The 25,658-nt window shown below is 71.1% G+C and carries 23 protein-coding genes; 9 read left to right on the forward strand and 14 right to left on the reverse strand.

Annotated features, from left to right (window positions below):
* Window positions 1–18: 18 nt before the first annotated feature.
* A complete protein-coding gene (locus ACF068_RS28970) occupies window positions 19–732 on the reverse strand; it encodes an LLM class flavin-dependent oxidoreductase (protein ID WP_392277252.1) in 714 nt (237 codons plus the stop codon).
* 56 nt (window positions 733–788) lie between these two features.
* Here ACF068_RS28970 and ACF068_RS28975 point away from each other — a divergent pair, with 56 nt between their 5' ends.
* The 5 genes from ACF068_RS28975 (at window position 789) to ACF068_RS28995 (ending at window position 5,043) form a co-directional block, all read left to right on the forward strand.
* Window positions 789–1,097 (forward strand): alpha/beta hydrolase, encoded by a 309-nt coding sequence (locus tag ACF068_RS28975; RefSeq protein WP_392277253.1) that lies wholly within the window; start codon window positions 789–791, stop codon window positions 1,095–1,097.
* Window positions 1,090–2,316 carry an acyltransferase gene (locus ACF068_RS28980; RefSeq protein WP_392277254.1) on the forward strand — a complete coding sequence of 409 codons (1,227 nt, stop codon included), beginning with the start codon at window positions 1,090–1,092 and terminating at the stop codon, window positions 2,314–2,316. The genes ACF068_RS28975 and ACF068_RS28980 overlap by 8 nt, the downstream gene beginning before the upstream one ends.
* Window positions 2,313–3,629: a sensor histidine kinase gene (locus ACF068_RS28985; protein WP_392277255.1), complete on the forward strand. Its 1,317-nt coding sequence runs from the start codon at window positions 2,313–2,315 to the stop codon at window positions 3,627–3,629. The genes ACF068_RS28980 and ACF068_RS28985 overlap by 4 nt, the downstream gene beginning before the upstream one ends.
* Complete coding sequence (locus ACF068_RS28990; protein WP_392277256.1) at window positions 3,626–4,294, forward strand: response regulator; 669 nt, start codon at window positions 3,626–3,628, stop codon at window positions 4,292–4,294. The genes ACF068_RS28985 and ACF068_RS28990 overlap by 4 nt, the downstream gene beginning before the upstream one ends.
* Window positions 4,295–4,368: 74 nt before the next feature.
* On the forward strand, window positions 4,369–5,043 hold the full coding sequence (locus ACF068_RS28995; protein WP_392277257.1) for a GntR family transcriptional regulator: 675 nt from the start codon (window positions 4,369–4,371) through the stop codon (window positions 5,041–5,043).
* Between the two features lie 283 nt (window positions 5,044–5,326).
* On the opposite strand, the gene ACF068_RS29000 is transcribed toward ACF068_RS28995, so the two are convergent.
* The 9 genes from ACF068_RS29000 to ACF068_RS29040 all read right to left on the reverse strand — a co-directional run bounded on the left by ACF068_RS29000 (window position 5,327) and on the right by ACF068_RS29040 (window position 13,490).
* Window positions 5,327–5,872 (reverse strand): AAA family ATPase, encoded by a 546-nt coding sequence (locus tag ACF068_RS29000; protein ID WP_392277258.1) that lies wholly within the window; start codon window positions 5,870–5,872, stop codon window positions 5,327–5,329.
* A 284-nt stretch (window positions 5,873–6,156) separates the two neighbouring features.
* On the reverse strand, window positions 6,157–6,747 hold the full coding sequence (locus tag ACF068_RS29005) for a hypothetical protein (protein WP_392277259.1): 591 nt from the start codon (window positions 6,745–6,747) through the stop codon (window positions 6,157–6,159).
* Between the two features lie 3 nt (window positions 6,748–6,750).
* Window positions 6,751–7,374 carry a hypothetical protein gene (locus ACF068_RS29010; RefSeq protein ID WP_392277260.1) on the reverse strand — a complete coding sequence of 208 codons (624 nt, stop codon included), beginning with the start codon at window positions 7,372–7,374 and terminating at the stop codon, window positions 6,751–6,753.
* A 296-nt stretch (window positions 7,375–7,670) separates the two neighbouring features.
* A complete protein-coding gene (locus ACF068_RS29015) occupies window positions 7,671–8,711 on the reverse strand; it encodes a hypothetical protein (RefSeq protein ID WP_392277261.1) in 1,041 nt (346 codons plus the stop codon).
* A gap of 184 nt (window positions 8,712–8,895) precedes the next feature.
* A complete protein-coding gene (locus ACF068_RS29020) occupies window positions 8,896–9,459 on the reverse strand; it encodes an EF-hand domain-containing protein (protein ID WP_392277262.1) in 564 nt (187 codons plus the stop codon).
* A gap of 335 nt (window positions 9,460–9,794) precedes the next feature.
* Window positions 9,795–11,951 (reverse strand): trehalose-6-phosphate synthase, encoded by a 2,157-nt coding sequence (locus ACF068_RS29025; protein ID WP_392277263.1) that lies wholly within the window; start codon window positions 11,949–11,951, stop codon window positions 9,795–9,797.
* Window positions 11,935–12,153: a hypothetical protein gene (locus ACF068_RS29030; RefSeq protein WP_392277264.1), complete on the reverse strand. Its 219-nt coding sequence runs from the start codon at window positions 12,151–12,153 to the stop codon at window positions 11,935–11,937. The genes ACF068_RS29025 and ACF068_RS29030 overlap by 17 nt, the downstream gene beginning before the upstream one ends.
* A gap of 134 nt (window positions 12,154–12,287) precedes the next feature.
* Complete coding sequence (locus ACF068_RS29035; protein WP_392277265.1) at window positions 12,288–12,881, reverse strand: isochorismatase family protein; 594 nt, start codon at window positions 12,879–12,881, stop codon at window positions 12,288–12,290.
* Window positions 12,882–13,367: 486 nt separating this feature from the next.
* The gene (locus ACF068_RS29040; protein WP_392277266.1) at window positions 13,368–13,490 is read right to left on the reverse strand and encodes a hypothetical protein; all 123 of its coding nucleotides are present in this window, start codon (window positions 13,488–13,490) and stop codon (window positions 13,368–13,370) included.
* Window positions 13,491–14,703: 1,213 nt separating this feature from the next.
* On the opposite strand from ACF068_RS29040, the gene ACF068_RS29045 reads away from it, so the two are divergent.
* Together ACF068_RS29045 and ACF068_RS29050 are read left to right on the forward strand one after the other, a co-directional pair.
* Window positions 14,704–15,843, forward strand: coding sequence for a PP2C family protein-serine/threonine phosphatase (locus ACF068_RS29045; RefSeq protein WP_392277267.1), 1,140 nt, complete (start codon window positions 14,704–14,706; stop codon window positions 15,841–15,843).
* A 323-nt stretch (window positions 15,844–16,166) separates the two neighbouring features.
* A complete protein-coding gene (locus ACF068_RS29050) occupies window positions 16,167–16,997 on the forward strand; it encodes a pectate lyase (RefSeq protein ID WP_392277268.1) in 831 nt (276 codons plus the stop codon).
* 276 nt (window positions 16,998–17,273) lie between these two features.
* Here the strand turns inward: ACF068_RS29050 and ACF068_RS29055 are convergent, their stop codons facing one another.
* Window positions 17,274–18,788, reverse strand: a complete 1,515-nt coding sequence (locus tag ACF068_RS29055; RefSeq protein WP_392277269.1) for a hypothetical protein — start codon at window positions 18,786–18,788, stop codon at window positions 17,274–17,276.
* Window positions 18,789–19,388: 600 nt separating this feature from the next.
* Here ACF068_RS29055 and ACF068_RS29060 point away from each other — a divergent pair.
* Window positions 19,389–20,360: an arabinan endo-1,5-alpha-L-arabinosidase gene (locus ACF068_RS29060; RefSeq protein WP_392277316.1), complete on the forward strand. Its 972-nt coding sequence runs from the start codon at window positions 19,389–19,391 to the stop codon at window positions 20,358–20,360.
* A gap of 226 nt (window positions 20,361–20,586) precedes the next feature.
* Here ACF068_RS29060 and ACF068_RS29065 read toward each other — a convergent pair whose 3' ends face one another.
* Window positions 20,587–22,149 carry an FAD-dependent oxidoreductase gene (locus ACF068_RS29065; protein ID WP_392277270.1) on the reverse strand — a complete coding sequence of 521 codons (1,563 nt, stop codon included), beginning with the start codon at window positions 22,147–22,149 and terminating at the stop codon, window positions 20,587–20,589.
* A 157-nt stretch (window positions 22,150–22,306) separates the two neighbouring features.
* On the opposite strand from ACF068_RS29065, the gene ACF068_RS29070 reads away from it, so the two are divergent.
* Window positions 22,307–22,744, forward strand: a complete 438-nt coding sequence (locus ACF068_RS29070; protein ID WP_392277271.1) for a GNAT family N-acetyltransferase — start codon at window positions 22,307–22,309, stop codon at window positions 22,742–22,744.
* Window positions 22,745–22,812: 68 nt separating this feature from the next.
* Here ACF068_RS29070 and ACF068_RS29075 read toward each other — a convergent pair whose 3' ends face one another.
* Together ACF068_RS29075 and dapA are read right to left on the reverse strand one after the other, a co-directional pair.
* The gene (locus ACF068_RS29075) at window positions 22,813–24,474 is read right to left on the reverse strand and encodes a serine/threonine-protein kinase (protein ID WP_392277272.1); all 1,662 of its coding nucleotides are present in this window, start codon (window positions 24,472–24,474) and stop codon (window positions 22,813–22,815) included.
* Between the two features lie 257 nt (window positions 24,475–24,731).
* Window positions 24,732–25,655, reverse strand: coding sequence for a 4-hydroxy-tetrahydrodipicolinate synthase (dapA, locus tag ACF068_RS29080; protein ID WP_392277273.1), 924 nt, complete (start codon window positions 25,653–25,655; stop codon window positions 24,732–24,734).
* Window positions 25,656–25,658: the final 3 nt, after the last annotated feature.

Below are 25,658 nucleotides of genomic sequence, written 5' to 3' on the forward strand. Positions count from 1 at the left end.
GGAGATGCCCGGCCGGGGTCAGGTGGCCAGGTTCCGCCGGACGACGGGCACTACTTCGCGGGCGAAGAGCGCAAGCTGGCGCTGGTGGTCCTGGTCGGGCCAGTACACGAAGCCGTTCATCCCCAGGTCGCGGACCAGCGCTGTGATCTCCTCCGCCCACTGCTGCGCCGGACCGTGGAAGGGCCCCTTCGATGCCGGGGTGATCAGTCCGTTGAGGTTGTAGACCTTGCGGATCGCGGCAGGGTCGCGGCCTGCCTGCTGTCCGGCGTCATCGATGCGCTGGATCGCCTCGCCGAGGCGGTCCGGGCCCAGAAAGGACAGCGTGGGCAGCCAGCCGTCGGCCTTACGGCCGGTCAGTGTGAGCATCCTGGGCCCGTAGGCGCCAAGCCAGATGCCCAGATCCGCGGACGGTGCCGGGCCGGGATGGACGCCGGCCACCTTGTAGTGGCCGCCGCCTGCACGGGCGGAGCGGTGCCCGCTCCACATCGCTCGGATGACTTCCATGGCCTCGGCGAGCGCGTCGACGGCCTCCTTCTTTCCGCGGCGGGGACCGCCCATCGCGACGATGGCTTCCCAGAAGGCCCCGGCTCCCAGGCCGAGGCGCAGGCGGCCGCCGGACAACAGATCCAAGCTGGCGGCGGCCTTCGCCAGCATCGCCGGGGGGCGCAGCGGCAGGTTGACCACGGCTGGAACGAACACGACCTGCTTCGTGCGGGCGGTCAGGTAGGACATCAGGGTTCCCCCACGGTGGTCGACCCCACGGACGACCGGCGGCATCGGGGCTTCAGGTGGCCGATATCGTCCTGTACGGCAGCCCCGGTACTGGCTGTGAGACTGCTGCGGAGCTGCGCTCGTCGGCTCGTATCTGGGCCGGCCGTGGCAGGGGCGACTGGATCGCGAACGTGCCCCACACCCGCCTCACCTTTCTGGGTACGGAGGTCGGTTTCGGTGCCGACCCGGCCGATCCCGCCTTCGGGGCCCGGCCGTTCGCGGCGGGCGACGCCGACCACAGCGGCTACCTGCGGCCCGGATCGGTGTCCCTGCGAAGCCTCGCCCGGATCGTCCTCGGCACGAGCACGGAGCCCGAGGGTGCCTGATCTCGGTATACGCCTCTCGTGGCCGGCGGGAAGGGTCGAAGAGGGCACGCCGCCCGACCGCGACCGGGCGGTCGACGCGCTCCGGGCTCTCGCGATCCTCGGTGTCGTCCTTGGCCACTGGCTGGTCACGGCGCTGACCACCGCCGATGGTGCGCTGCGCTCCACCAGCCCGCTGCGGCACATGCCCCACCTGGCTCCCATTTCCTGGATTCTCCAGACTCTGGCGGTGTTCTTCCTCATCGGCGGGCACGCCGGCTCCACCAGCTACCTGTCGGCCCGCGCCCGGGGGGAGCGCTATGCGCGGTGGCTGTCCCGGAGGCTGGGGCGCCTGTTCAGACCGGCCGCCGTACTCGTGTGCTGGTGGACGGTCGCCGTCGTCGGCATGCTGGTCCTGGGGGCCGGCGTGGAGACGGCTCGCACGCTGCTGAAGCTGGCCCTGTCGCCGCTGTGGTTCCTGGTGGTGTTCGCGCTGCTGACGGCTCTGACGCCGGTGGTCGCCGGTCTCAGCCCGCTGTGGCCGCTGACCGTCGTCGCCCTGGTGGACGTCGGGCGCTTCGGCCTCGGTGCCCCGGCGTGGCTCGGCTGGATCAATGTGGTGTCAGGATGGCTGGTCCCCTGGTGCCTGGGAGCGGCCTGGGCACGGGGCGCGTTCACCCGGCGCGCTCCGCTGGTGGCGCTCCTGGCCGGCGCCGGTGCGGCGGCAGCCCTGCTCGTCGGATGGTGCGGCTACCCGGCCGGCATGGTGGGCGTCGACGGCGAGAAGACCTCCAACCTCGATCCCCCCAGCCTGGTCGTCGTCGCGTTCGGCCTCGCCCAGTGCGCCGTCGCCCTGCTGGCCCGAGACCTGCTGGCGCGGCTGATGCGGCGGCCGGCGGCCTGGACGGCGGTCGCGCTCACCAACCTGTCGGCCATGACCGTCTTCCTGTGGCACCAGACCGCGATGATGGCCGTCACCGCCACCGCACTGCTGTGGGGAGCACCCGTGCCCGGCTTGCACACGGTGCCCGAGGGTCCGGGATGGGTGGCAGCGCGGCTGCTCTGGCTGCCCGTGTTCGCCGCCGCGCTCCTGGTGTGCTGGTCGGCCTTCCGTGACCACGAACACCGGCCGGGTCCGCCGCGCCCGTCTCCCCTGCCCCGCTCGCGACCGACCGCAGCCACACGGGCCGCCTCGCGTTCCATCATCATGACCCCCGACCGACGCTCGCCGGATGAGACATGACTGACCAACGAGACCAGAGCAGAGTGATCAGCGCCTTGCGCGGGATACGCGAGGATCTGCTGGTCCTCAGGGCCGACCCGCTGCCGCCCCTGGGCCGGCCGCGGTGGTTGAGCAGGCTGCCCCACGTCCTGGTCGCCGTCGCGGCCGTCGTCGTGGTCATAGCCGACAGCGACCAGTTGGGCCACCGCAACCAGCTCGGTCTGGGGTACGGCTTCCTGCTTGCCCTGCTGCAGGGCGGTGCGCTGCTCCTCGCCCTGGCCCGCCCGGTGCTCGCCTGGTGGCTGTCCCTGGCGGGAGCCGTGGTGGCCGCCGCGGCCGGCGCACCGTACCTGTTGTGGAACACCCCCTGGCCCTGGAGTATCCCCGGACTGTGCGCCCATGCCGGCATCCTCCTGCTGCTCGCGCTGCGTGTGCGTACCCGCGCGGCCGGCGCGGCATTGGCCCTGTCCGTCCTCCTGCCCGGCGGGGTCGAACTGGTCACCGGTGGTGGCGCCGCTCACCGCTCCACCACCGTGCTGACCCTCGTCCTGTTCTCCGTGGTCGTGCTGATCGGGGTCACGTTGCGCGGGCGGCGAGAGACCCAGGTGAGGCTGGAGGCGCAGACCGGTCTGACGGCCGAGGAACGTGCCCGGCGCACCCTGCTCGAGGAGCGCGGCCGTATCGCCCGCGAGCTGCACGATGTGGTGGCCCACCACATGTCGGTGATCTCCATCCAGGCCCAAGTGGCGCCTCACCTCATCGACAATCCGCCGGAGCTGAAGGAGAACCTGGCCGGTATCCGGAGCAACGCTCTGGACGCGCTCACCGAACTGCGCCGGGTCCTGGGGGTGCTGCGGTCCGAGGACGCCCCCGACCCGCACGCCGCGCACACTCCGCAGCCGAGCCTGGCCGACCTCGGCACGCTGGTCGACAACGTCCGCGGAGCCGGCCTGTCCGTCACGACCGAGACGACCGGCCGGCCGCCGCGGCCGCTCGCGCCGGGCGCCGAACTGTCCGTGTACCGCATCGTGCAGGAAGCCCTGAGCAACTGCCTGCGCCACGCCCCCGGCTCACACGTCCGCCTCCATCTCCACCACACCGTGCGAGGGCTGGAGATCGACATGACCAACACGGCCCCAGCCCGGCCCGCTGCCCCCTCCCCCGGCGCCGGGCACGGCCTGCTGGGGATGCGGGAGCGGGTCACCATGCTCGGCGGCGATCTCACCACCGGGCCGACCCCCGACGGCGGGTACCGAGTCACCGCCCGCCTGCCCCTCACCGCTCTGCTCACCACCCCCGCCGACAACGCTCCCCTGACAGGAAAGACCGCATGACCCCGATCCGCGTACTGATCGCCGACGACCAGATGATGGTCCGCCAGGGCTTCACCGTCCTCCTGGGCGCCGAGCCCGACATCGACGTCGTCGGACAGGCCGTCGATGGCAACGACGCCGTGGCCAAGGCCGGTGAACTGCGACCCGACGTCGTCCTGATGGACATCCGCATGCCCGGCGCCGACGGCATCGAAGCCACCAGCCGCATCACCACCGACCCCGCCAGCGACACGAAAGTCCTCGTCCTGACCACCTTCGACCTCGATGAATACGTCTACGAAGCCTTGCGTGCCGGAGCTTCCGGCTTCCTCCTCAAGGACGCCTCCGCACACCAGCTCGCGGAAGCCGTGCGCGTCGTGGCCGCCGGGGACGCGCTCCTGGCACCCAACATCACCAAACGCCTCATAGCCGAGTTCACCCGCATTCACACCCCACAAGCGCCGGCGAAAGAACGCGCCACGAACCTGACCGAACGCGAAACCGAGGTACTCGCCCTCATCGCGCAGGGTCTCTCGAACGCCGAGATCGCCTCCCACCTCGTCGTGGCCGAGCAGACCATCAAAACTCACGTCAGCCGCATCCTGGACAAACTCAGCCTGCGTGACCGCACCCAGGCAGCCGTCTTCGCCTACGAAACCGGACTCGTCCGCCCCACCGGCTACTGATCCTCCGGCCGGACAAGCGGTCGAACCTGACCATCACCCTCCGCCCCGCACCAACCACCCTTCACGAGGACGCCATGACCCCTACAGCACGCATCCCCCTGTCGCTCCGCCACGGCGCCGACGATCCGCATGCCCTGCGCCTACGCATCCACGAAACCCTGCTCATCGAGATCGTCGACGGGACCCTGCCGCCGGGCACAGGTCTGGACGAGACCCACACCGCCCAGCGCCTGCAGGTCCCCAAGGCCCGGGTGCGGGAAGCCCTGATCATGCTGGCCGCCCAGCGGCTGGTCGAATACACCGGCCCCGACGCCGCACGCGTGACGAGCATCGACAGCGCTGCAAGCCGGCACACCGCCACCGTCCTGCACGGTCTGTACCGCACCGCCCTGACCACCACCTCCTGGCCCCTGGCGGAAGACCACCTCCAGGCCCTGCGGAACTGCGCCACCGCTCACACTCGCGCTGCCACCCGCAACGAGATCGCCGATGCCCTCGCCGGCGAGCTGGCGCTTTGGGACACCTTCGTGCTGGCCTGCGCCAACCGGCCCCTGTACGACGCCGTCACCCACCTCACCCCCGTATGGCAACGGGCACACCGCCTGCACATGCCTCCCACCACCGTCCACGAAGCCGACTGGGACACCCTCCTCACCGCCTGCACGACAGGCGACCGGCACCAAGCCCTCCACCATCTCGACAAGCACTGGACACGCGTCGACCACCACCTTGCCCCCACCGTCACCTGACACGGCAGGCGGGAACGTCACGACCGGGCCCAGTGAGGAGCAACCAAGCGCGACGGGTGCCTCCGCGCTCCCGGGTCGATCACGCTGTCCGCGCTGACTCCCCCGCCGGCTCGAGGGCGCCCCGGGGACCGAAGGTGTCCCGGCTCCCGGCTGCTCCAGGCATGCCGTGCGCCAGAACATGGTCAACATCGACAGCTTCTTCGCGTGGCCGCCGCCCACCCGCACCGTTTCATCAAGGACCCCACCCAGGCCTGACGAGCCGGCCGGTTCGCTGCCCCGTTCGTCACTCAGCGATGGGTCCGCCGACGTGGGCCAGCACGTTGTCGGCCAACTCCTTGGGGGACAGCTCGCCGTCCAGGAGTACGGTGTCGCTGGGCAGCGTGTCCAGTGCGACCGCGCACGTCTCGATCTTGGTCTTGCACCACTGCCGCACCCGTTCATCCTGCGCGGGATCGTCCGGAGTGAAGCTTCGTCCGTCGATCCGCTTCACCAGGACCTCCTCGGAGACTTTGAGGAAGAAGTGATGCACGACGATTCCCGCGGCCTTCAGCGCGCCGAAGATCTCCTCGACATACGTGGGGTCGACCAACGTCATGGGTACGAGAACGGGTCGCTGATACTCCTCGACGAGCCCCACAGCCAGATGCGCGACTTGCCGCCGCCACAACCGCAGATCCTGGAAGTCGCCGGTCGGAACAGTCACGATCTCGCGCAGCACAAAACCGACCATCTCCGGGTCATAGACCAGCGCTGCGGGCCACCGCGAACGAAGTTCATCGACCAGCGTGCTCTTCCCGCTGCCGAACGCACCGTTCACCCAGACGATCACGCGCATCTCCCCATCGCCGACGTCTCCCCCATGTGGCATGACCGACCCCAGCACTGCGCACCAACCGCGAAGGTGGGGGCGGGCCGGAATCACACGTACAGATCATGCCCGAATGATCGCTGAGGGGGGCCGGATCCCACTGGCGGCTGGGAGCCGGCCCACACTGTCCAGGCCAGTGGGAAGCCCGCAACCCGCAGGCGACTCCGGCCTTCAGGAGCTGCGCCACCCTCCGGTTCCCCGGATTTACCCTCCAGGAATCCACGAACCCGTCGACTTGGCGCCAGTCAGGACTGGCTGTTGAGGAAGCCGATGAGGGTAGCGCCCCACCAACCGCTCTGGCTGACGGCGGCGGCCAGGCCCGACTGCACCATCAGGTGGCGGGGTATCGACGCGTCGTCCCTGTACCACTCCAGGCGCTGGCCTAGCCAGTGCGCGTACAGGCCGTTGACGGTCACGGCGAACACGAGGCCGAGCTTGACCAGGGTGAGGGGCGAATCGAGATTCGGCCGCAGGAACAGACCGGTGACGACCAGACCGGACATTCCCATCCAGATGGGTATCTGCAGGGCGCATGCGGTGCCGGTGATGTCGGACAGGCGGCGCTTGCCCAGCAGCCACAGGATGCCGAACCAGTCGACGGCGAGGACGGCCCCGAGGCCAACGATAAGGGCGGCGACATGGAAGAAGCGCGCCACCGTCTGGAGGGTGGTGTCGGGGTGAACGTGGCCGGACATCCAGCAGGCGCCGGCGATGACGCCGGAGCTGAGGACGCCGAGGGCGATCAGGACCCACAGGGGCGTTGCCCGCTCCCGCCCGCCGCTGACGGGCAGCGGCGCCGGAGCGGCGACCAGGGGCCTTTCCGTACTGAGGGCCATCGGTCAGCTTTCGGGCTTCAGTTCGACGTTCGCGAAGGTGGCGGTGACGGACTCGCTCGGCGCGGGCTTCTCACCGCTGGCGCCGCGCCACAGGAAGGCCGACGGCTGGAGGGTCGCGCGCAGGGCGTACTTCCCGGCGGTGGGGATGGAGAAGTCGTTGGCGTTGTGGAAGAACTCGGCGTGGTAGAAGTTCAGGCCCCGCGCCTGGGCGACCTGCCCCTGGGCGTCGACGACCTCGAGGCGGATCGGGACACCCGGGACGATGCGGCCGGTGGCGGCCTCCATCGGAATGACCTCGATGTGGCGGGTCTCGTCCTTGGTCGGCTCGCGGTTGACGAGCTTGCCGTGCCCGGAGTGCTCGCCCTGTCCGCCCCGCTCCGCCTGGAACCATGGCTCGGCCGCCTCGGCGATGCAGCCGCCGCGGTACTCCCCGACCTTGGCCTCCCCGCCGTCGGCGGCGATCCGCGCCTCCAGGACGGTGTGCTGGTGTGTCACTCCGGCCGGGGCGGTCTCCTTCGCCCGCGGCTTGGCAGCGGCGGTCTTGCCTGCGTCGACGGTGCCACGGGCCGTCAGGGCGAACCCGGGCGGGGCGGCGAGGAGGAGCGAGAACGGGGCAGGTCTCGGCATGGCTGAAATCTTTCGGATAAACATTAGGTAAGGCGTACCTAAGAGGTTCCTGCGGGTGTTCGTCAAGCCGTCTCGCGATACAAATATCGCCACAATTCGGACATCAGAAGCGATCCTTCCCCTTTCTTGGGGAAGTTGAGGAACCGTCATCCGCCTCGGGGGCCCGTAACCCCGTCGCCGAGGAGGTCAGTATCTGGACAAGCGAGCCGGCCCCGAACCCGAGGGCCGGCGGCGGCGTACACGGCTGACCGAGGTACGGGGCTTCGTACCCGTCCCGGGCGCCCTGGGCCGACTGTTCAGGGCGTGTGGGAGAAGCGCACTCGCACCGCGAGTAGGTCACCCGACGAATCCAGATCAGCGATCACTGGGAAGAAGCCGTCACCCCAGCTCGTCATGGCGCACAGCACTCGGGCATCACCAAGTTCCACGCATCCGGCTTCGACTGGCGAGGCACGTACCTCCCGCATGATCTGCCAGTGATGGGAGTGGGGGCGGAAGTCCACTGCCATGCGGCGTCCGGTCTCGTCCTTCCATCTGGTCAGCGCACGGGCTCTGTCCACGGCCTCCGGGACCGGCAGGGCGGTCCACCCGCGAACACCGTCCTCGCCGGGCTCTCCCAGTTCGGGTGCGGCGAACGTCGCGGCGGCTTCGTCTGCCGCGGCACCACCCCAGAACGCCACGTCGGCCAAGCCGTCCACCGGCTCATCGTGCTGCCAGGAGTTCAGGGCGTCGACATCTCCGAAAAGCACACGTGCCCAGTCCACTCCTATGTCACCCAAGGAAACCGATGACGCGACCTGGCCCTCGCGCATCCGGATCGAGATCTCGGACCAGCGAGCCCCGACACCATCGCCGAAGTCGACCTGCGTAGCCAGCACGGGCAGGTGGCGGTTTCTGGGTACGCCACCCACGGCAACGACGGGTACCCCGAATATCGAAAAGCTGCCGCCGCCCTCTTCGGCTGTCCGGCGGGCCCTGTGCGCATGGGCCTCCCGGACCGGCAGGGCCTCCAGTCGCGCATCCAGGCCGGCGTTTCGGCAGTGACCATCGAAAGTCGCCTCGAATGCGGCGGCCTTCGAGGCCGGAACGTCGTGGAGCCTGGAGCCTGGCTGCCTGTCAAAGGTCCGAACTGCCGCGGAGGCGTCCGGACCCGTGACCACGAAGTCGATGGCGCTCGCGACGTCGGCGGCCATTGCAGGGTCTTCGATGCCCAAGGAGGCAGGATCGATGTCCGCCGGCGACCGGCCTCCGCTCCACAGCCCCAGGTGACCACCGTCAATGATCACTAGGGTGCCGGACGGGCAGCTGATGACCCCCAGCTCGAACATCTTTTCCATGGTGGGCGAGTCTACGCGGCGGCACGACGGCTGCGCGGGCGCAGCCCGGCGGCGGGACGGCAGCCGTACGGGGGCGTGGGCCGTGGGTGAGCGTTTGGGCCGATCGCCCCGTACGGCCGGTTCGAGCAGACTTTGACAACAGCCTTGGGTCACCGACCAGTCGTTCGGGCGACACGTCTTCTCGCTAGACGGGGTCCAGGGGTCCAAGCAGCCATACGCCGGTGGAGGTGGGCTCCTCGTTGAAGTAGAACTCGCGGATGGCCTGGAGCATATCGTCGCGGCTGATCAGGCCGTCGGCGTCCCGGTCGAGGCGGCCGAAGACCTCGCGAGCGTCCGCTTCAGGCAGCCCCATCAGAGCGCCGGACCAGCGGACCTGCTCGTCCCGCGTCAGCTTCCCGTCGCCGTCCTGGTCCGCGATGTCCATCAGCGCATCGAGGAACGGCACGTACCCGGCGTCGAAGGAAGCGGGCGTGACCAGCAACCCGGCGGCGAACGCCGCCTGGTACTCGGCGAGGCTGATGCGCCCGTCGGCGTCCGTGTCCGCGGCCTGTGACAAGTGCTGCCACAGGCCGTCGCTCAGCTCCCGCATGTGCTTGAGCGCGGGGGTTTCGGGCGCGAGCTGGAAGGCGGCGGCGAGGCGGTCGCAAGCCGACTCGAAGTCGGTGCGGTCGATATAGCCGTCATGGTTGGTGTCGAAGGTGGCGAAGCGGCGGGCGAGCTTGCGCTGCAGGAACGGCGAGATGTCCATGTCCCTCACCCTGCCTGCCAGAACAGCGCCTGAAACGCCACTGACGGCCGGTAGCCCCCGCACGAGGCGCAAGAGTGGACACCGGGCCACGGCCAAGCGCTCATCCGTCGAGAATCGCACGCGGTCACGGCTGGCTGCATGGGGCTGTCGGTCCCGGCCTGCTTCAGGTTCACGGGTGCGAGCGCGTGGGCCACGGCGGTGCAGCCCTGGCGGGCCGCTGGAGGTGTTGGTGGGGGTTGAAGCGGGCTGCGGCCGGCCGGCGCAAGCCGCTCCCCTTCCCCCGGGCCCATCATCACCGCCGCCTTCGGCGGTTTCGCCGTGCTTGCCCTCACTCACTACGCCGGGTGAGTCGAACCGCTCGTTCTCCAGCTCTCACGTGCCCCTGTATGCGTATCGGCGCTGGCCCGGATGGCGGTGATGACCATGCGGGCCCAAGCGGCGGGTTCCGGGGTGTTCAGTGAGCCGGCCAGGCGGGAGATGTGGGCGGCGCGCTCCTGCCGCGTCAGGGTGAGCGCGGTGCGCAGGGTGTCCACCAAGTCGTGGGGATCCAGCGGGTCGGTCAGCAGAGCGGTGTCTCCCAGGTGCTGGGCCACTCCAGCGTGGCGGGAGAGGACCAGGACGCCCGGGCGTCGGGTGGCGTGGTGGACGGTGATGTACTCCTGGGCGGTGAGGTTCATGCCGTCGGCGAGCGAGGTCACCCAGAACACGTCGGCTGCCAGGTAGTGGTCGACGATGTGGGCGAAGTCGAGTTTGTGGGGGATGTACTCGACGGGCTGCCAGCCGGTGGTGCCCCAGCGTCGGTTGATACGGGTGATGGCGGTCTCGAGTGCGGTGCGGGTCGTGTCGTAGGCATGGATGCCGGGCTCGGGGGGTGGGCAGATCAGCCGGTAACGGATTTTGTGGCGCAGTGCGGGCGTTTCGGTGAGGAGGGTGTCCAGTGCGTGGATCTTGTGGACGGGGGCTTTGGCGTAGTCGAGCCGTTCCACGGACAGGATTAGCTGGGTGGGGTCGTTGCGGTGGTGCGGTCGGGCTGCGGCGCGGGCGCGGGCAAGGGTGGTGACGGCGCGGCGGTCGATGCCCAGGGGGTGCACGCCGATGCGCGGGGCGGCTCCGGCGGATGGGGTGAGAAGCCGGTGGAAGTGGTCGGCGCAGTCGGGGGTGTGGAAGCCGGCCCAGTCGAGGCGGGCGAGTGAGTCGCGTAACTGGTCGGCTTGCGGGATGCGGCCGAAGACGTCGGGGTGGGGGAAGGGGGTGTGGTGGAACAGGCCGATGGTCAGGTCGGGCCGGTCGGCTTTGAGGACGGCGGGTACGAGCCACAGGTTGTAGTCGTGGAGCCAGACGGTTGCGCCGTGTTCGGCGAGGGAGGCGATGTGCCGGGCGAACGCGGTGTTGACGGCCTGGTAGTCGCTCCAGTGCGCGCGAGGGTGACGGATGAGGTCGGGTTGGGACATCAGAGCCGGCCAGAGGGTTTCTTTGCAGGTGCGGTGGAAGTAGCCGGCCCACCGGCCGGGCGGCATCGGCAGGAGGGAAAGCATGCCGCCGGCAGCCGCAGGAGGTGGCGGTGGCGGCACGGGTGCTTCTCCGACGTGGGCGGCGGCCCACACGGCGTTCAGGTCTGGGTCGGCCAAGGCCGCCTGCAGGGTTGGCAGGACGCCGTTCGGGCTGGAGGGCGGCTGCCATTGCCCGTCGAGCCAGCGTACGGGTGGGCGGTGGTAACCGACCACCACCGGGTGCCTCGCGGGCCGGCCGAGGCGTTCGAGCCCCTCCAGGACGCCGGCGGCCCCGTCGAGGGCCGAGTGGTGGATGAGGGTGCTGGCCGGAGCCTGTGCCCTGAGGGCGGGCTCCGCGTTGGCGACGACCACGCCGGGCGTGCCCAGGCGGAACAGCGACAGGTCGTTGAGGGAGTCCCCGGCCACCAGCACCCCGCTGCGGGGCCAAGCGAGCTTTCGGGCGAGGAGTTCCAGCGCGCGCCCCTTGCCGCCGTTGGGCGGCAGGACGTCGAAGTAGCGGCTCGAAGCGTAGGACCAGGAGCAGCTCAGCGCCTGAACCGCCCGGATCAATTCGTCGCAGAAATACTCCGGGGCGAGGTAGAAGGAGCAGCGGCCCTCTTGCGGTACGTGCTCCTGGTAGAGGAGGTGCGGGAACGTTGCCAGCGCCGCCCGGACGGGTCCCGCGCCCGGCCATCCGGCACGCAGCTCTGCCTCCAGGGCTCGGTCGTGCGTCATGCGGGTGGCGTCGATGACGCTGGACCCGACGTCGGCGATGATCCATTGCGGAGGAGGCAGCAGGGGGTCCTCGCGCAGAAGTGCCCGGACCGATGGCAGGCCGCGGCCGGTCGCGAAGACAACGACTGTATCCGGGTCCTCGCTCAGGGCTTCGGAGAGCAGGCGCCGCTCGTGTCGGCTCCCGGCCAGCAGCGTGCCGTCCAGATCGGCGGCCAGCACCCTGGCGATGCCGCCCCTTTCCCCGCGGGGTTCACCACGCGGGGTCATGGGTCACCGGGTCGATCGGATGCGTTCCCTCGTCGGCGTCCGGATCCGGCGGCTTCGGCAGAACGTCCTGCAGGTCCAGGATCGCTCGACCGAGACGGACCGCAGCGGCATCTGTGCTGTTCAGCAGTCGGCTCACTGTCTCCCCAGGCGCCTCGCGCGCGGCGGCGACCAACTCGTTGATGACAGGACCGATTCGGGACACGGCATCTCCCATAGCAAGGGCCGGCAAGGGCTGGCCGGGGGCGGGCGGAAACTGGAGCACCGCACGCCCTCCGACACGGGTCAGCAGGCCGGTCTGTGACCGGCTCCGAACGGCGTCGGACACGTAGTACCGGACTACTGGGTTACCGGTACCTCGCCGGACACCTCGACGCCCGCCTGGCGGAAGTCCTCCAAGGTCGACGCCGTCGTGTCCGGAGCAACACCGACCGAGTAGTCCAGGAGCACACGCGCACGGAACCCGGCCTTCACGGCGTCCAGAGCCGTCGCGCGCACACAGTGGTCGGTGGCGATGCCCACCACATCGACGTCTTCCACCCCTCGCGAGCGCAGCCAGTCCGCCAAGGGCGTGCCGTGTTCGTCCGCGCCTTCGAAGCCGCTCTTGGAGGCACTGTGGGCTCCCTTGAAGAAGACGGCGTCCACCTTGCCGCCCGTGGCCGTGGGGGCGAAGTTCGGGTGGAACTCACCGCCCTCATCGCCGACCACGCAGTGGACGGGGAAGCTGTCTTTGAAGTCCGGGTTGTCCGAGAAGTGGCCCCCCGGGTCGATGTGGTGGTCCCGGGTGGCGACGACGTACCGATAGTCGGACCCCGCACTGCGCTCCACCAGATCGGCGACAGTGGTCGCGATTCGCGCTCCACCCGCAACCGGGACACTGCCTCCCTCACAGAAGTCGTTCTGGACATCCACGACGATCAAGCCTCGGCTCATGACGTACACCTTTCAGCGATACGGAACAAAACAGGAGATACGCCGTTCCGGGCGCCTGAGCTGCGGGGAACCGGCATCCCGGAACGGGGAAAGCTGCTGTGGGGCGGGATGGAGAAGAGGACGCCGTCTCGCAGGGGGCGTCGGCGAACACCTTCAGCGATCGAGTAAGGCCCATGCTCCCTGGGTGGTCCACGCCCAGGTACCGGAGTCCGAACATCGGTGCGGGGCGCGAGGAGTGGCTCAGCCGTGGGCACCGGTTGCCTCGGGCAGCAGGTGCGGGCCGCCCTCGCCCGTGAAGGACTGCTTTCTGCTCTCTCCTCGGTAACGGTCAGTCAGTCACCGGTCCCGCAGGAGCGGGCATCCGAGTTGCTTGGGTCAGCCGGCTGGACCGGCTCCTTGACCTGGCAGGTCTGCCCTTGAGGTGGTGACCCGGTCCCGCCCCTGCTGCCCATCTGCACGGCGAGAGAGCGCGGCACGATGACCGTGTCACGGTCCTGAAGCACAGCCTTCTCTGTCGAGCCCTTGGGTGTCGGCCGCCTGCATGAAAAGGTCGGTGACCTCTTGGGCGGACTGTCCCTCCGGCGGCTTCACCTGAATGTCGTCGCTCACGCGGGCCTCCCTTCCACCGCCGCCAGGACGCGGCCCGGTCAATACTCGTTGGCTTGAGGTGCTGGGCATACGCAGAACCGCGCAGGGGATGAAGCCGGAGGGGGCGGAAGGAAGCACTGCCGGGGGCACATGGCGGACAAAACGCGCCCCCCGAGGTCGGGCGGACATCACCCGCAGGGTGCGGCGGTGCGGCTCAAGGCCAATGGGGCAGGCCCGCAACCGGGCCAGTGACCGGGCCCCATGTCGTACGTGGTCGTATGCGGGCTGAATCGCCCCGGGGGCCCCGGCCGCGGGCTCGGCCCACCTGCCGGCCTGCCCCGCACGCCGGACGGACTGGTGCGCCCGCCGTGCGGACACGGTGGGCGCACCGGGGGACGAAGCCTCACGGGGGGAGGTGGAGCGTGTCGGGGGCGACTATGTGGGTCATCAGCGAGTTCGCCGGCAGGTTCCCAGGGTCCCGTCTTACGGCCGCCGCGCGAATCGACACCACCGCGTGATCACAGCGGCTTTCCGACTCGCGACTCGAAGTGCCGGAAGACGTCCATTCGCGAGCGGCGCCGCCGTGGCCGCCTCCGTCAAGGGCCTGCGCGCCGGCCGCACGTTCCGCGCCGGGCCGCGGATCAAGGGGCTGCGCCGCTCGCCCGGGGCCGGAGAGATCACCGGGGACAGCGACGGGCAGGGCCACCTGGTCGTACGGGCCCGAGAGAGTGGGGCGGCGCGGCGCTCGGGCCGGCGGCCGGTGGCGCGGCGTACACCGGTGGCCACGGAGCGTGGTGCGGTCGAGCGGGAGCTCGGCCGCACCGTCGTTCTGCTCATCGGTACCTCGTTGCGTCATCGCGCTCGGGGGGGCGGTGCCGGCCCCGGTGGTGCGTGCGACGTGCCGGTCCAGGGCGAGCAGCTCGCGGAGGTGGGCCTTGGACCGACGCGCTGCGCTTGCCTGTGTACGAGGTCGGGGAAGTGCCGCTGGATCCGCCGCCGCGCCGGGACGGCGGCGGCACCGGACCGCCCGGCCGGGCCGGGGCCGACAGTGGCGCCCGGTAGCCGTCGTACCGAGGAGACCAGGAAGGAGGTGGATTCCGACGCGTGAGGTGTTCCTGCTCGGCCAGCCGGCTGCTCACCGATTGACGCTCGCCGCGGCGGTTCCCAAGCTGGTGGGAGGGGGCAGGTGGAAGGGGCCGCGGTCGTGAGTGGTGGACAGAGCAGACTGCCCCGATTGCTGACCGCAGCGGAGACGGCGGCGCCGGCGGACGCCGTCGACGTCGTCGCGGAGGACCTGCAGCAGCGTTTCAACGCCACGAACGTCTCCTTCCTCATCCTGGACCTGACGGGCAAGGCGGTGGCGCGGCTGTCCGTCTCCGCTGCGCCGGGCGGTCGGGAGGCGGAGCGGATTCCCCTGTTCGGCAGCGTTTACGGGGATGTGATCCGCACCCAGCACCTGCACCTGGAGGCGACCGGCCAGGGGCACCAGGTGATCGTCCCGGTCACCAACCGAGGGGACGCGATCGGGCTGCTGGAGCTGCTGCTGCCGGCCGCCCCCGGCGAGGCCGTCCTTGAGGCACTCGGCGAAGCCGCACATGTACTGGGCTACATCGTGATCGCCAACGGTCGCTTCACCGACCTCTACACCTGGGGCAAACGCTCCAGGCCGCCCACCTTGGCGGCTGAGATCCAGTACCAGCTGCTGCCTGCTTCGCTGTCGTGTGAGGCCGCGCAGTTCACGCTGTGCGGGAACCTGGAGCCGTCCGAGGACCTCAGCGGTGACACCTTCGACTACTCCGTGGACCGCGATACGTTGAACGTGTCGGTGACCGACCCCATGGGCCACGACATCGACGCCGCCCTGGCCGCCACGGTCTTGGTGTGCGCCCTGCGTGGCGCCCGCCGGGCCGGCGCCGACCTGGCCGAACAGGCCCACCGGGCAGACCAGGCACTGATCGCCCACGCCCACGGTCACGCCACGGGACAGCTCCTGCGCATCGATCTCCGCACCGGGCAGGCCCGGATCGTCAACGCGGGTCATCCCTGGCCGCTGCGCATGCGCAACGGGGCTGTGGAGGCGATCACCTGCCACGTCGACCACCCCTTCGGGCTGTCGGAGCTGACTCCCCACCCCTACCGTGTGCAGGAACTCGACCTTCGGCCAGGTGACCGTCTGCTCATGTTCACCGACGGAATGCTCGAACGTCACGGCGAGAAGGTCGACCTGGCCGCCCTGCTGGAGCAGACCCGGAATCTGCACCCGCGGGAGACCACGCTGGCGCTGACGTCCGCGGTCCGGGACGCCGCCGACGGCCGGCTCGAGGACGATGCCACCGCCGTATGTCTGGACTGGCACGGCCCCCAGCGGACCTGAGGAGAGTCCGCGAAGTATCGGCGTCCGCCCGGAGGGCGGGGACCACGGCGTCCGGTGCGTGCGATCGCGAGGCGGAGGAGGGAGTCATGGCGAAGCCATGCGCCATGACGACCGACGACAACGCCGCGAGCGCTCGTGCAGGACACCGCGGCCCGGGCGAGACTTCGCGGACGCCTCCCCCTGGCGCGGGTCCGATGCCGGGCGCGCCCGCCGCCGGTGAGCAGGACGGACCACTGTGCTCGGACAGCCCCGTGGACGCGGCAACCTTTCTCCCACCCGTGGCGGCCAGAAGGTGCAAGATCTTCCCCACGCAAGGAATGGGCATGACTGCACGAACTGAACAGCGCGTCCGCCACCGTCGCCGGGTCACCACGCGCCGGGCCGTGATCAGCGGAGCCGCCGCCCTCGGGCTGACCGGTGCGGCGATCGTCACCACGACGATGCTGTCCCCGGCCGGGGCCGCCGCGTCCTGGCCCTCCGACACCGGCAGCAAGCCGGTGCCGAAGACCATCCCGGTCTCCGGTGAGTACGACGGCGGGATGAAGAAGTTCTACGGCACCGGCGCCCTGGGCGGCAGCGGCCAGGACGAGGGTCAGTCCCCGCTGTTCGAGCTGGCCGACGGCGCCGTCCTGGAGAACGTCATCATCGGCACACCCGCCGCCGACGGCGTCCACTGCAAGGGCAGTTGCACGCTGCGGAACGTGTGGTGGCTGGACGTCGGCGAGGACGCCGCCACCTTCAAGGGCAAGTCGGCGTCGGCGACGTACAACGTCATCGGCGGCGGGGCGAAGAAGGCCGACGACAAGGTCCTCCAGTTCAACGGGGCCGGCAAGCTCACCGTGACCGGCTTCCAGGTCGAGGGCTTCGGCAAGCTCGTCCGCTCGTGCGGCAACTGCAAGACGCAGCACAAGCGCACGATCGTGCTGAGCGACATCGACGTGACCGCGCCGGGCAAGTCGATCGTCGGCATCAACCAGAACTACGGCGACACCGCGACGTTGTCGAAGATCCGGATCCACGGCGACGCGAAGAAGAAGATCAAGACCTGCGTGCGCTTCAAGGGCAACAACACCGGCAAGGAGCCCACCCAGTTGGGCAGTGGCCCCGACGGCACCGCGTGCCGCTTCTCGGCATCGGACATCACGTACAACTGAGTCGTATCCTGACTGACGTACGTCGGCGCCGTCGCCACCGTACGGCGGCGCCGCACCGCCGTCTCCCGGACCGCCACCGCCACCGTCACCCGGCGGGTCGCGCTCCATCGCCACGCCGCTCGGGCACCGTCCACGACGTCCTCACGGCAAGCCGCCGGTCCGGCCCAGCCACTGCACCACGGCGCGCACCCTTCACGGCGCCCGGCGCCGGGACCATGCTGCCGAACCCGAGTGATCCTCCTCCGCGCCACGGATCAGAGGTCCAGTGGCCCGCGTTCACGTCCTGGGCGGCCGGCCCGGGCTCGGGCGCTGCGTCTCCTCGCGTTCCTGCGGCGTCAGGTCCGAGACCTCGTACGCGAGGCCGGCCGGCACCGCCGCGTCCACCGCCCGGATGGCCTTGCCGCAGCCGCTGTACTTCTGGGGCGACAGCTCGATCAGGCAACCGGACGCCCCGAAGAGGGTGCGGTCGTCACCGTCCCTTTCCACGCCGACGATCTCGCCGAAGGGCATGCGGTGCGGTCGCCCGTCCCCGTCGACCTCCGCCACGCCGTCGCTGGTCAGTACCAGCCGGGACCGGCGCGCAGCGCCGTACCTCGCGCGCGCCAGCAGGGGCGGCCGGAACACCTCGCCCACGGGCGGTTCGCCGGGCTCACAGCAGCCACCGCGAGGCAGCGGCCGGCCGTCGAGGGTGGTCAACCGGGGCTCGACGCCCGGCGCGACGGCCAGCTTCGCGGTGGCCAGCGCCCGCGCGAAGCACGCGCGTACATCCTCGGGCGTGACGGAGCGCAAGCCGGCCAGCCGGGCCGCGGCGTCCCGTGGCGGCAGTCCGAACAGCTCGCAGCAGGCCGCCAGGTCCAGTTCCGCCTGGACGGCGCGCGGGTCCTCGTAGCTCTCCCGGAAACCCTCGATCTCCTCCGTGAGCTCGTCCTCGGTGGGCAGTTCGCGGCCCAGGCGCAGTGCTTCCTGCCAGAGCAGCCGCGCTATCTCGGCATCGTGCCCGGGGCGGGAGTCCAGCGAGAGCACGGCGTCCGTGGTGTGTTCGTCGCGCAGGCTCGACTCGACCTGGACCGCGTAGCTCAGGCCGCGGTGGTGCCGTGCGACGGCGGTGAGCCGGTGTTCGAGGAGCGCGAGGCCGAGGGCGGCGGCCGGTGAGCCCAAGGGCGTGGCCAGCGTGATGCCGGCGCCCTCGATCGCCGCCTCGTCCCAGGACGCGCCGGTACGTGCGGCGGGGGCCGTGCGGTGCGGCGGCCGGCCCTCGGGCAGCGGTAGCCGCAGGCCTTCGGGCGGGGGGCCGGTGAGTTGGAGGACGGCGTTCGCGCGGGTGAAGTACGCGGCAGCGTGGGCCTGGACGGCGTCCGCGGACAGCCGGTCGTATCCGGGCCCTATGTACGGCGCGAGGCCGGGCCCTCGGGCACCGAACCGCTGATTGAGCAGGAAGGCGGCGGCCGGGAACGTGACCGAGGACGCCTCGGCGGTGAGAACGCCCGCCTCGTGACCTATCCGGTCCAGCGGCAGGTCGGACAGGGCGGCGCAGACCGCTGCCAGGAAGTCGGTGATCTGGTCCGGGCGTCCGGAAGCGGTGAACCGGGTGGCCTCCAGGTCGACGGAGGCGTTGTGTTCGTGGTGCAGGCGGGGCAGCGTGCTCATCACCAGGTGCTCGATGAGGTGGGTGACCCCGATGGTACGGAAGGTCTCGTCCCGGGCCCCGCACCCGAAGGTGAGCGCCGCGCCGAGCGGAGCCGGGCCCGGAGCCCACAGGACGGTGACACCATCGACGGTCGTACGCTGCATGGGCCCGACTCTACCGACAGCCCGCGCGGGGCCCTCGCGCAGGTCGTCGGCCGTACGCCTGCCGGCCGGAGCGATCGAAGCAGGCGGCGAGCGGATCGGCGTCGTGCGCCTTCCCGAAACCGGCCGGGCCACGCCGGCCCAATCCCGTACACCTCGCTGTCGATCGGTCGTCTCGCAGGACATTGCCTGCGCAGCGAGCCGCCGAGACGCGGACGGCGCCCGCTCGGGTGTGGACAGCGGCGAACCCCCGCTCCGCCGGCATCCGGGGACGTTTCACACGCCACCCCCTGAGCCTGAGCAGCTTCTTCGTACCGCACCGACTCTACCGGCCGCCTCCCGGGGCGGGCTGCCTCCCGCCCACGGGGCGGTGCCGGGGAGCGGGGGCAGCGGCCGGAGGCACGTATTTCGACGGGACGGCAACCCTCCTCGACTCGGCGGCAACTGTCGAGCAGCGCCGTTCCTCACAGGCGCCCCCCACGCATGTACAGATTGGGAAAAGCACGCATGACTGAGCTGCACGGCCACGGCAAGGCGCGGCACCGCAGAAGGAAGACGGCCCTGCTGTCAGGAATCCCGCTGGCGCTGGCCGCCGCCGGGGTCATGGCCTACGGCACGGCTTTCGGAGCGTTCGGAGAGGACGCGCAGCCGAAGGCCGCGGCGGTGCCGTCGAGCGCCTCCCCCTACCCCGGCCCCGGGAAGGTCACCGGCGACGTCGTCGTCCACGACCCGACCATGCTCCGCGCGCCGGACGGGCGCTACCTGCTCCACTCCACCCACGGCCACCTGGAGGTTCGCACTTCCACCGACCGCGTCGCCTTCAGCCGCAACGGCAACGCCTTCTCCACGCCGCCCCGCTGGTGGTCGCGCTACTCGCCGGAGAACGACCCGTGGGCACCCGACCTCTCCCGTCATGGCGGCCGGTACCTGATGTACTACTCCGTCTCGACATTCCGTTCCAACAACTCGGCCATCGGCCTCGCCACCTCCACGACCGGCAAGCCGGGCAGCTGGAAGGACCAGGGCATCGTCCACTCCTCCACGTCCGGCAGCGACTACAACGCCATCGACCCCGACCTGTTCGTCGACGGCGACGGCACGTGGTGGCTGGTCTTCGGCTCCCACTGGAGCGGGATCAAGATGATCCGCCTCGACCCGAAGACCGGTAAGCAGTACGCGGGGGACACCACCCGCCACTCGCTCGCCTCCCGCCCCACGGCGCCGGGGGCGGTGGAGGGCCCGACCGTGGTCAAGCGGAACGGGTACTACTACCTCTTCGCCTCGTACGACACCTGCTGCAGCGGTACCACCTCCACGTACAAGATCAAGGTCGGCCGGGCCACCAAGCCCACGGGGCCCTACTACGACCGAAACGGCGTCGCGATGAACCGCGGCGGCGGCACCGTGGTCATGTCGTCACACGGATCCGTGATCGGCCCGGGCGGGCAGGACATCATGTCCGACGGTGGCAAGGACCTGCTCGTCTACCACTACTACGACGGCAAGGACAAGGGTGCTCCCAAGCTCGGGATCAACCTGCTGAAGTGGAGCGGTGGCTGGCCCACCGCGTACTGACCGGCGCTCGGCGTCGAAAAGGCGGCTGCTCGCGCAGGACCGCCTGTGCGGCGCCCGGGCCCCGGAGGTGGACCCCAGCCACAGAGGTACTTCTGTGGCTGGGGCCGTCGTACTGGTCACTGGTCGGTCCAGCGGCCGGGCGACGTCCCCGACGGTCTCGGCCCGATGCGCCGGAGCCGGGTGCGGCCGCCGTGGTGGGGTTCGAGTCGGTCGGCAGCGCCGCGGATCAGCCCGGCGTCACCGCACCCTCCGGCACGCCGAACCACTCCTCCAGCGCCTCCGCCAGCCCGGCCGTCGACGCCGGTGCCTGCGCGCCCGCGTCGGCCGCCCAGGCCGTGAAGCCGTCCGGACGGACGAGGACCGCCGCCAGTTCCGGGCGGGACGGACAGCCGGTCGTCAGGGTGTCGACGCGGCCGGCGTACCCCGCGGCGAGGCACCGGAGCTCCGGGTCGTCGGTGAGGTCGAGCAGGAGCGCCCGGCCGCCGTGAAGGTGGTCCGCGAGGCGGCCGCCGTCGGTGAGTTCGAGGTCCGGAGTGCTGCGGCCGATCAGCGGATGCTCGCCCGGCAGCTCGTACCGCACTCCGGCACCGTTGAGCCGTGCGGTGAAGTACGTGGTGCCCACGACCGTGGCCGCCAGGTCGCTGACGATCTCGCGCAGGGCCCGGGACCGCGGGTCCGGGCGCATGGCCGCGACCTGGGACCGGGTCCAGTCCAGGACCCCCGCGCCGACCGGGTGCCGCTCGGAGGTATAGGTGTCCAGCAGCCCTTCCGGCGCCCGGCCGCCGATCACCGCGGCGAGCTTCCAGCCGAGGTTCATGGCGTCCCCGATTCCCAGGCTCAGCCCCTGGCTCCCGAAGGCGGAGTGCACGTGCGCCGCGTCGCCCGCCAGCAGCACCCGGCCCTTGCGGTACTCGGTGACCTGACGGGCGTGGTCGGTGAAGCGGGTCGCGGTCCGCACCCTGGTGATCGTGACGTCCACACCGGACACACGGCGCAGCCGCGCCTGGAGGTCCTCGGTGGTGACCGGCACGTCCCGGCCGGCCGGCGGGCCGTCGAACTCCACGGTGACGATGCGGCCCGGCATCGGCCCGTGGGCGTACACCCCGGTGTCCGTGGCGGTCCAGCCGACCTTCAGGTCCTCGGCGCCGGTCATCTCCACGACCGCCTGGTGACAGGTGATCTCCGGGTCCGTACCGGGAAATGCGAACCCCGCGAGCTTGCGGACCGCGCTGCGGCCGCCGTCGCAGCCCACGAGCCAGCCGGCGCGTAGGGTCCCGTGGCCGGTCCGCACGGTGACGGCCTCCTCGTACGCGTCGCAGCCGGTCAGCTCCTCTCCCCGGCGTATGTCGACGCCGAGCTCGTCCGCCCGCCCGGCGAGCAGCCGCTCGATGTCCTGCTGCGCCACGAAAGCGATCTCGGCGGCGGGTCCGGCGTCGCCGAGGCCCGGCGCCGTACGGTCGACCAGGTCGGCGCGCAGCATGATTCCGGCGAAGTGCCCGACGAACTCGAGCCCTTGGCCCGCGGCACCGCCTGTGTCCCCGCCGTTCCGCTCGCGCAGGAACGCCTGGAAGCGGTCCATGGTCTGCCGCTGCACCTCGGCCAGCGCGGGCAGCATGCCCCGGCGGTAGAGCGCCTCGGCGCTGGGCGTGGTGATCGCCCCGCCCTTGATCGTCGGGTCCACTTCGGTGCGGCGCTCCAGGACGGCCACCCGCGCGCCTCCGAGCCGGAGCTCGCAGGCCAGCATCAGTCCGACCGGGCCGGCTCCGGCCACCACTACGTCATAGTCCATGGCGCCCACTATGACGGAGGGTCAGAAGGGCCTTTTCACCGCCCTGACCAGCCACAACACGGGCCGCGCTGTCAAGGGGGCGGCCGCGCGAGGGGGGACGGGAAGCGGGCCGTCCGCGCTCTGTGACGTCAGGGAGGGTCCGTGCGACAGTGGCGGCATGATCACCATCGAGAAGCCCGAGCCGGCCGACCGGGAAGCCTGGGAAGCGCTGTTCCGCGCCTACATCGATTTCTACCAGCGGGTCGAGCCGCCCGCGATGTACGAGCGGGCCTGGGGCGAGTTCCTGGCGGGGGCGCGGATGCACGCGCGCGTGGCGCGGCTCGACGGCCGGGTCGTCGGCATCACGCACTTCTTCGTGCACGCCAACACCTCCGGCCCGGACGTCTGTTACCTCCAGGACCTGTTCACCGACCCGGCGGTGCGGGGCCGGGGTGTGGCGCGGGCGCTGATCGCCGCCGTGGCGGACTGGGCGCGCGAGCAGGGCTGCGTACGGGTGTACTGGAACACCCACGAGTCCAACGCGACGGCGCGGCGGCTCTACGACAAGGTCGCCGAGAACCGCGGCTTCCTGCGCTACCAGATCGAGCTGGCCTGACGGGGCCCGGTCACCGGCCTGAGCGATGGAGCGGGCGCCGGTGTGACGCGGTCAGCCGGATGAAGAGGTCATCGGGTTCCGGTGCTGCGGTGGAGGCGGGAGGGGGCGCCCGCGGACTGGGCGCCCTCTTCGCCGAGGGTCATCGTGTCCTCGCCCGACAGCTCGACGACGTACAGGTGGCCCTTCTCGCAGGTCAGGAGGGAGGCCGAGCGGTCGGTGGGGTGGCTGGTCACCGCCTCGAGGGTGACGGTGGCTCCCCGTACGCCCCGCAGTTCGAGGGCTTCGGTGCAGCCCACCTCCCGTCGCGTGCCGGCCTCGGTGACGTTGCTGACCTGCTTGCCGGCGAGTTCGCCGACAGCGGCGGCGTGCAGGGTCAGGGTGACCGTGAACGACGTGGTACGGGGCGCGAGTCGCCCATCGGCACGAGGGTTGCCCGGGCCGGTGCCGGTCCAGACCCCCGCCCACTCGCGCGGCAGCGTCGGCACGGTCGCCGAGGCGGAAGGCGCGGGGCGCCCGCCGTCCTTCGCATCCGTTCCCGTCCGGTCGTCGTCTCCGTCGAACGGGTACAGCCACACGGCCAGGGTCAGGGTGACGGCCATTGCGGCGGCAGCGAGCCACCCGGTGCGTGACGTGGATGCCGTAGGCCCGCTGGTACCGGTGGCGGCGGGCCATCCGCCCGACGGCCTGCCGGGATTCGCCCCGGGAGAGGGCGGGGGTCCGAAGACTCCGCCGGGGCCGGCCACAGCCGGAGCCGGCGGGGTGGCGGGCGGGGCGGGCGGCGGCGCGGCCGTCGTGACGCGGGGTGCCGTGGGCATGGGCGCCATGGGCGCCGTGATCAGGCGCGTCATCTCCGTCTCGCGGGCCGCGAGTTCGTCGTCGAGCCCGGCCGGCAGGGTCTTGGCCCAGGTCGAGCCGGAGGGGCGGGGCAGCAGGTCGGTCAGTTCCCTGCTGGTGGGACGCTGCTCCGGCTGCTTGGCCAGGCAGCGTCTCACGACGGGCAACAGATCCGGCGGCACATCATCGATGTCGGCCTGCTCGTGCACGATGCGGTACAGCAGCGAGGCCGCCGAGACCTCCTCGCCCGGATGCTGGAACGGGCTGCGTCCGGTCGCCGCGAACACGAGGACGCAGCCGAAAGAGAAGACGTCACCGGCCTCGGTCACGATGCCTCGCGAGACCTGCTCGGGGGCCAGGTAACCCGGAGAGCCGATGACGCCGCCACTGTGGGTGAGCCGTGAGTCGTCCGCCGCCCGCGCGATACCGAAGTCGATGAGCATGGGCCGTTTCCTGCCCAGGAGGATGTTGGACGGCTTGATGTCCCGGTGCGCCAGCGAGCAGGCGTGAACGGCCGCGACGGCGGCGGCCAGTTCGCCGGCCAGCGCACGGAGGGCGACCGCCGCGAGCGGGCCGTGTGCCACGACCCAGTCGGCCAGCGACGGGGCGGGGACGTATTCGGTCGCGAGCCACTGGGGGCGGTGGCCGGGCGGACTGAAGTCGATCACGGAGACGGTGAACGGCGAGCGGACGAGGTCGCTGTTGCGTACTTCTCGGGCGAAGCGCGCCTCGAAGTCGGGGGCCTGGGCCAGGTCCGGGCGAACGGTCTTCAACGCGAGCGGCCGTCCGGACGTCGTACGGGACAGATAGACCTGGCCCATGCCCCCGGCGCCCAGGCGGGCCAGGATGGGATATCCCCCGACGGCAGCCGGGTCCGTCGCCTCCACCGGTTTCACGTGCCCTCCCCCGTTCCTGCCGTCCCACCCGTGGGGCGACGGCACCCGCGGATCCCGCGGGCGGCCAGCAGGATACGCGGAGGGGATGAGGAAAGGGCCCGGTGAGGGCGAACCGCACGGTGTCGGCCGGACCTCGGTCGGACGTCCGCCGGCCCTCCGCCGGCCGTCGCCGAGCACGGAGCGCCGCCGGTGCGGGTCGGAAACGCCGGGCGGGGTCGGCTTCCTTCTGCTGCGGGCGGACGCCCAGGGGGGCGGTGTTACGACACGGTCTCGTCACCGGTCCGATGGGTGCGGGCCGCGCACACGTTCAGCGCCCGGTGGACGACGTCCGGGGAGGCGGCCAGCAGCGGGAGGCGGACGGCCGGGGTGGGGATGCGGCCCTGGGCGTGCAGGACCGCCTTGATCACGGTCGGGTTCGGCTCGGCGAAGAGCGCGGCGGACAGCCGGGCCAGTTCGGCTCCCAGACGGCGGGCCGGGCCGGTGGCGTCGCGGTGCCACAGGGCGATCAGTTCGGCGTGGTCCGCGGTGCGGATGTTCGCCGATGCCAGGATGCCGCCCTGGGCGCCCGCGGCCAGCAGCGGCGAGATGACGGCGTCATCGCCGCCGAGGATCGCGAAGCCCGGAGCCGGCCGGCCGAGCAGTTCCATCGTGGCGGCGTCGATCGCGCCCGTGGCGTACTTGACGCCGACGACCTCCGGCAGGTGCGCGAGTGCGTGGAGCGCGCCGGGGCTGAGGGGCTGGCCCGTGCGGTAGGGGATGTCGTACACGACCAGCGGCAGGCCTCCGTGTTCGGCGAGCGCGGTGAAGTGCGCCAGTGTTCCCGCCTCACCGGGCCGGGTGTAGGGCGGGGCGGGCACCAGGGCCGCGGTGACCTCGCCGCCTTCGGCGAGCCGGCGAAGTGTGGTGATGGCGGCGGCCGTGTCATTGGTGCCGACGCCGACGATCAGCTGAGCGCGGTGGGCTCGGCACGCGGCCGCGCAGACGCGGATCACGGTCTGCTTCTCCTCGGCCGTCAGTGTGGCCGCCTCCGCGGTCGTTCCCAGGGCGACGAGTCCCTGTGCGCCGCCGGAGAGTGCCTCGTCGGCGAGGCGGGCGAGCGCGTCCGGGGCAAGGCGCAGGTCGTCGGTGAACGGTGTCACCAGGGGGACGTACAGGCCGTGGAGTGTGACGTCGGTCTTCATGCG

The organism is Streptomyces sp. NPDC016309, from assembly GCF_043077235.1.
Taxonomy (GTDB): Bacteria; Actinomycetota; Actinomycetes; order Streptomycetales; family Streptomycetaceae; genus Streptomyces.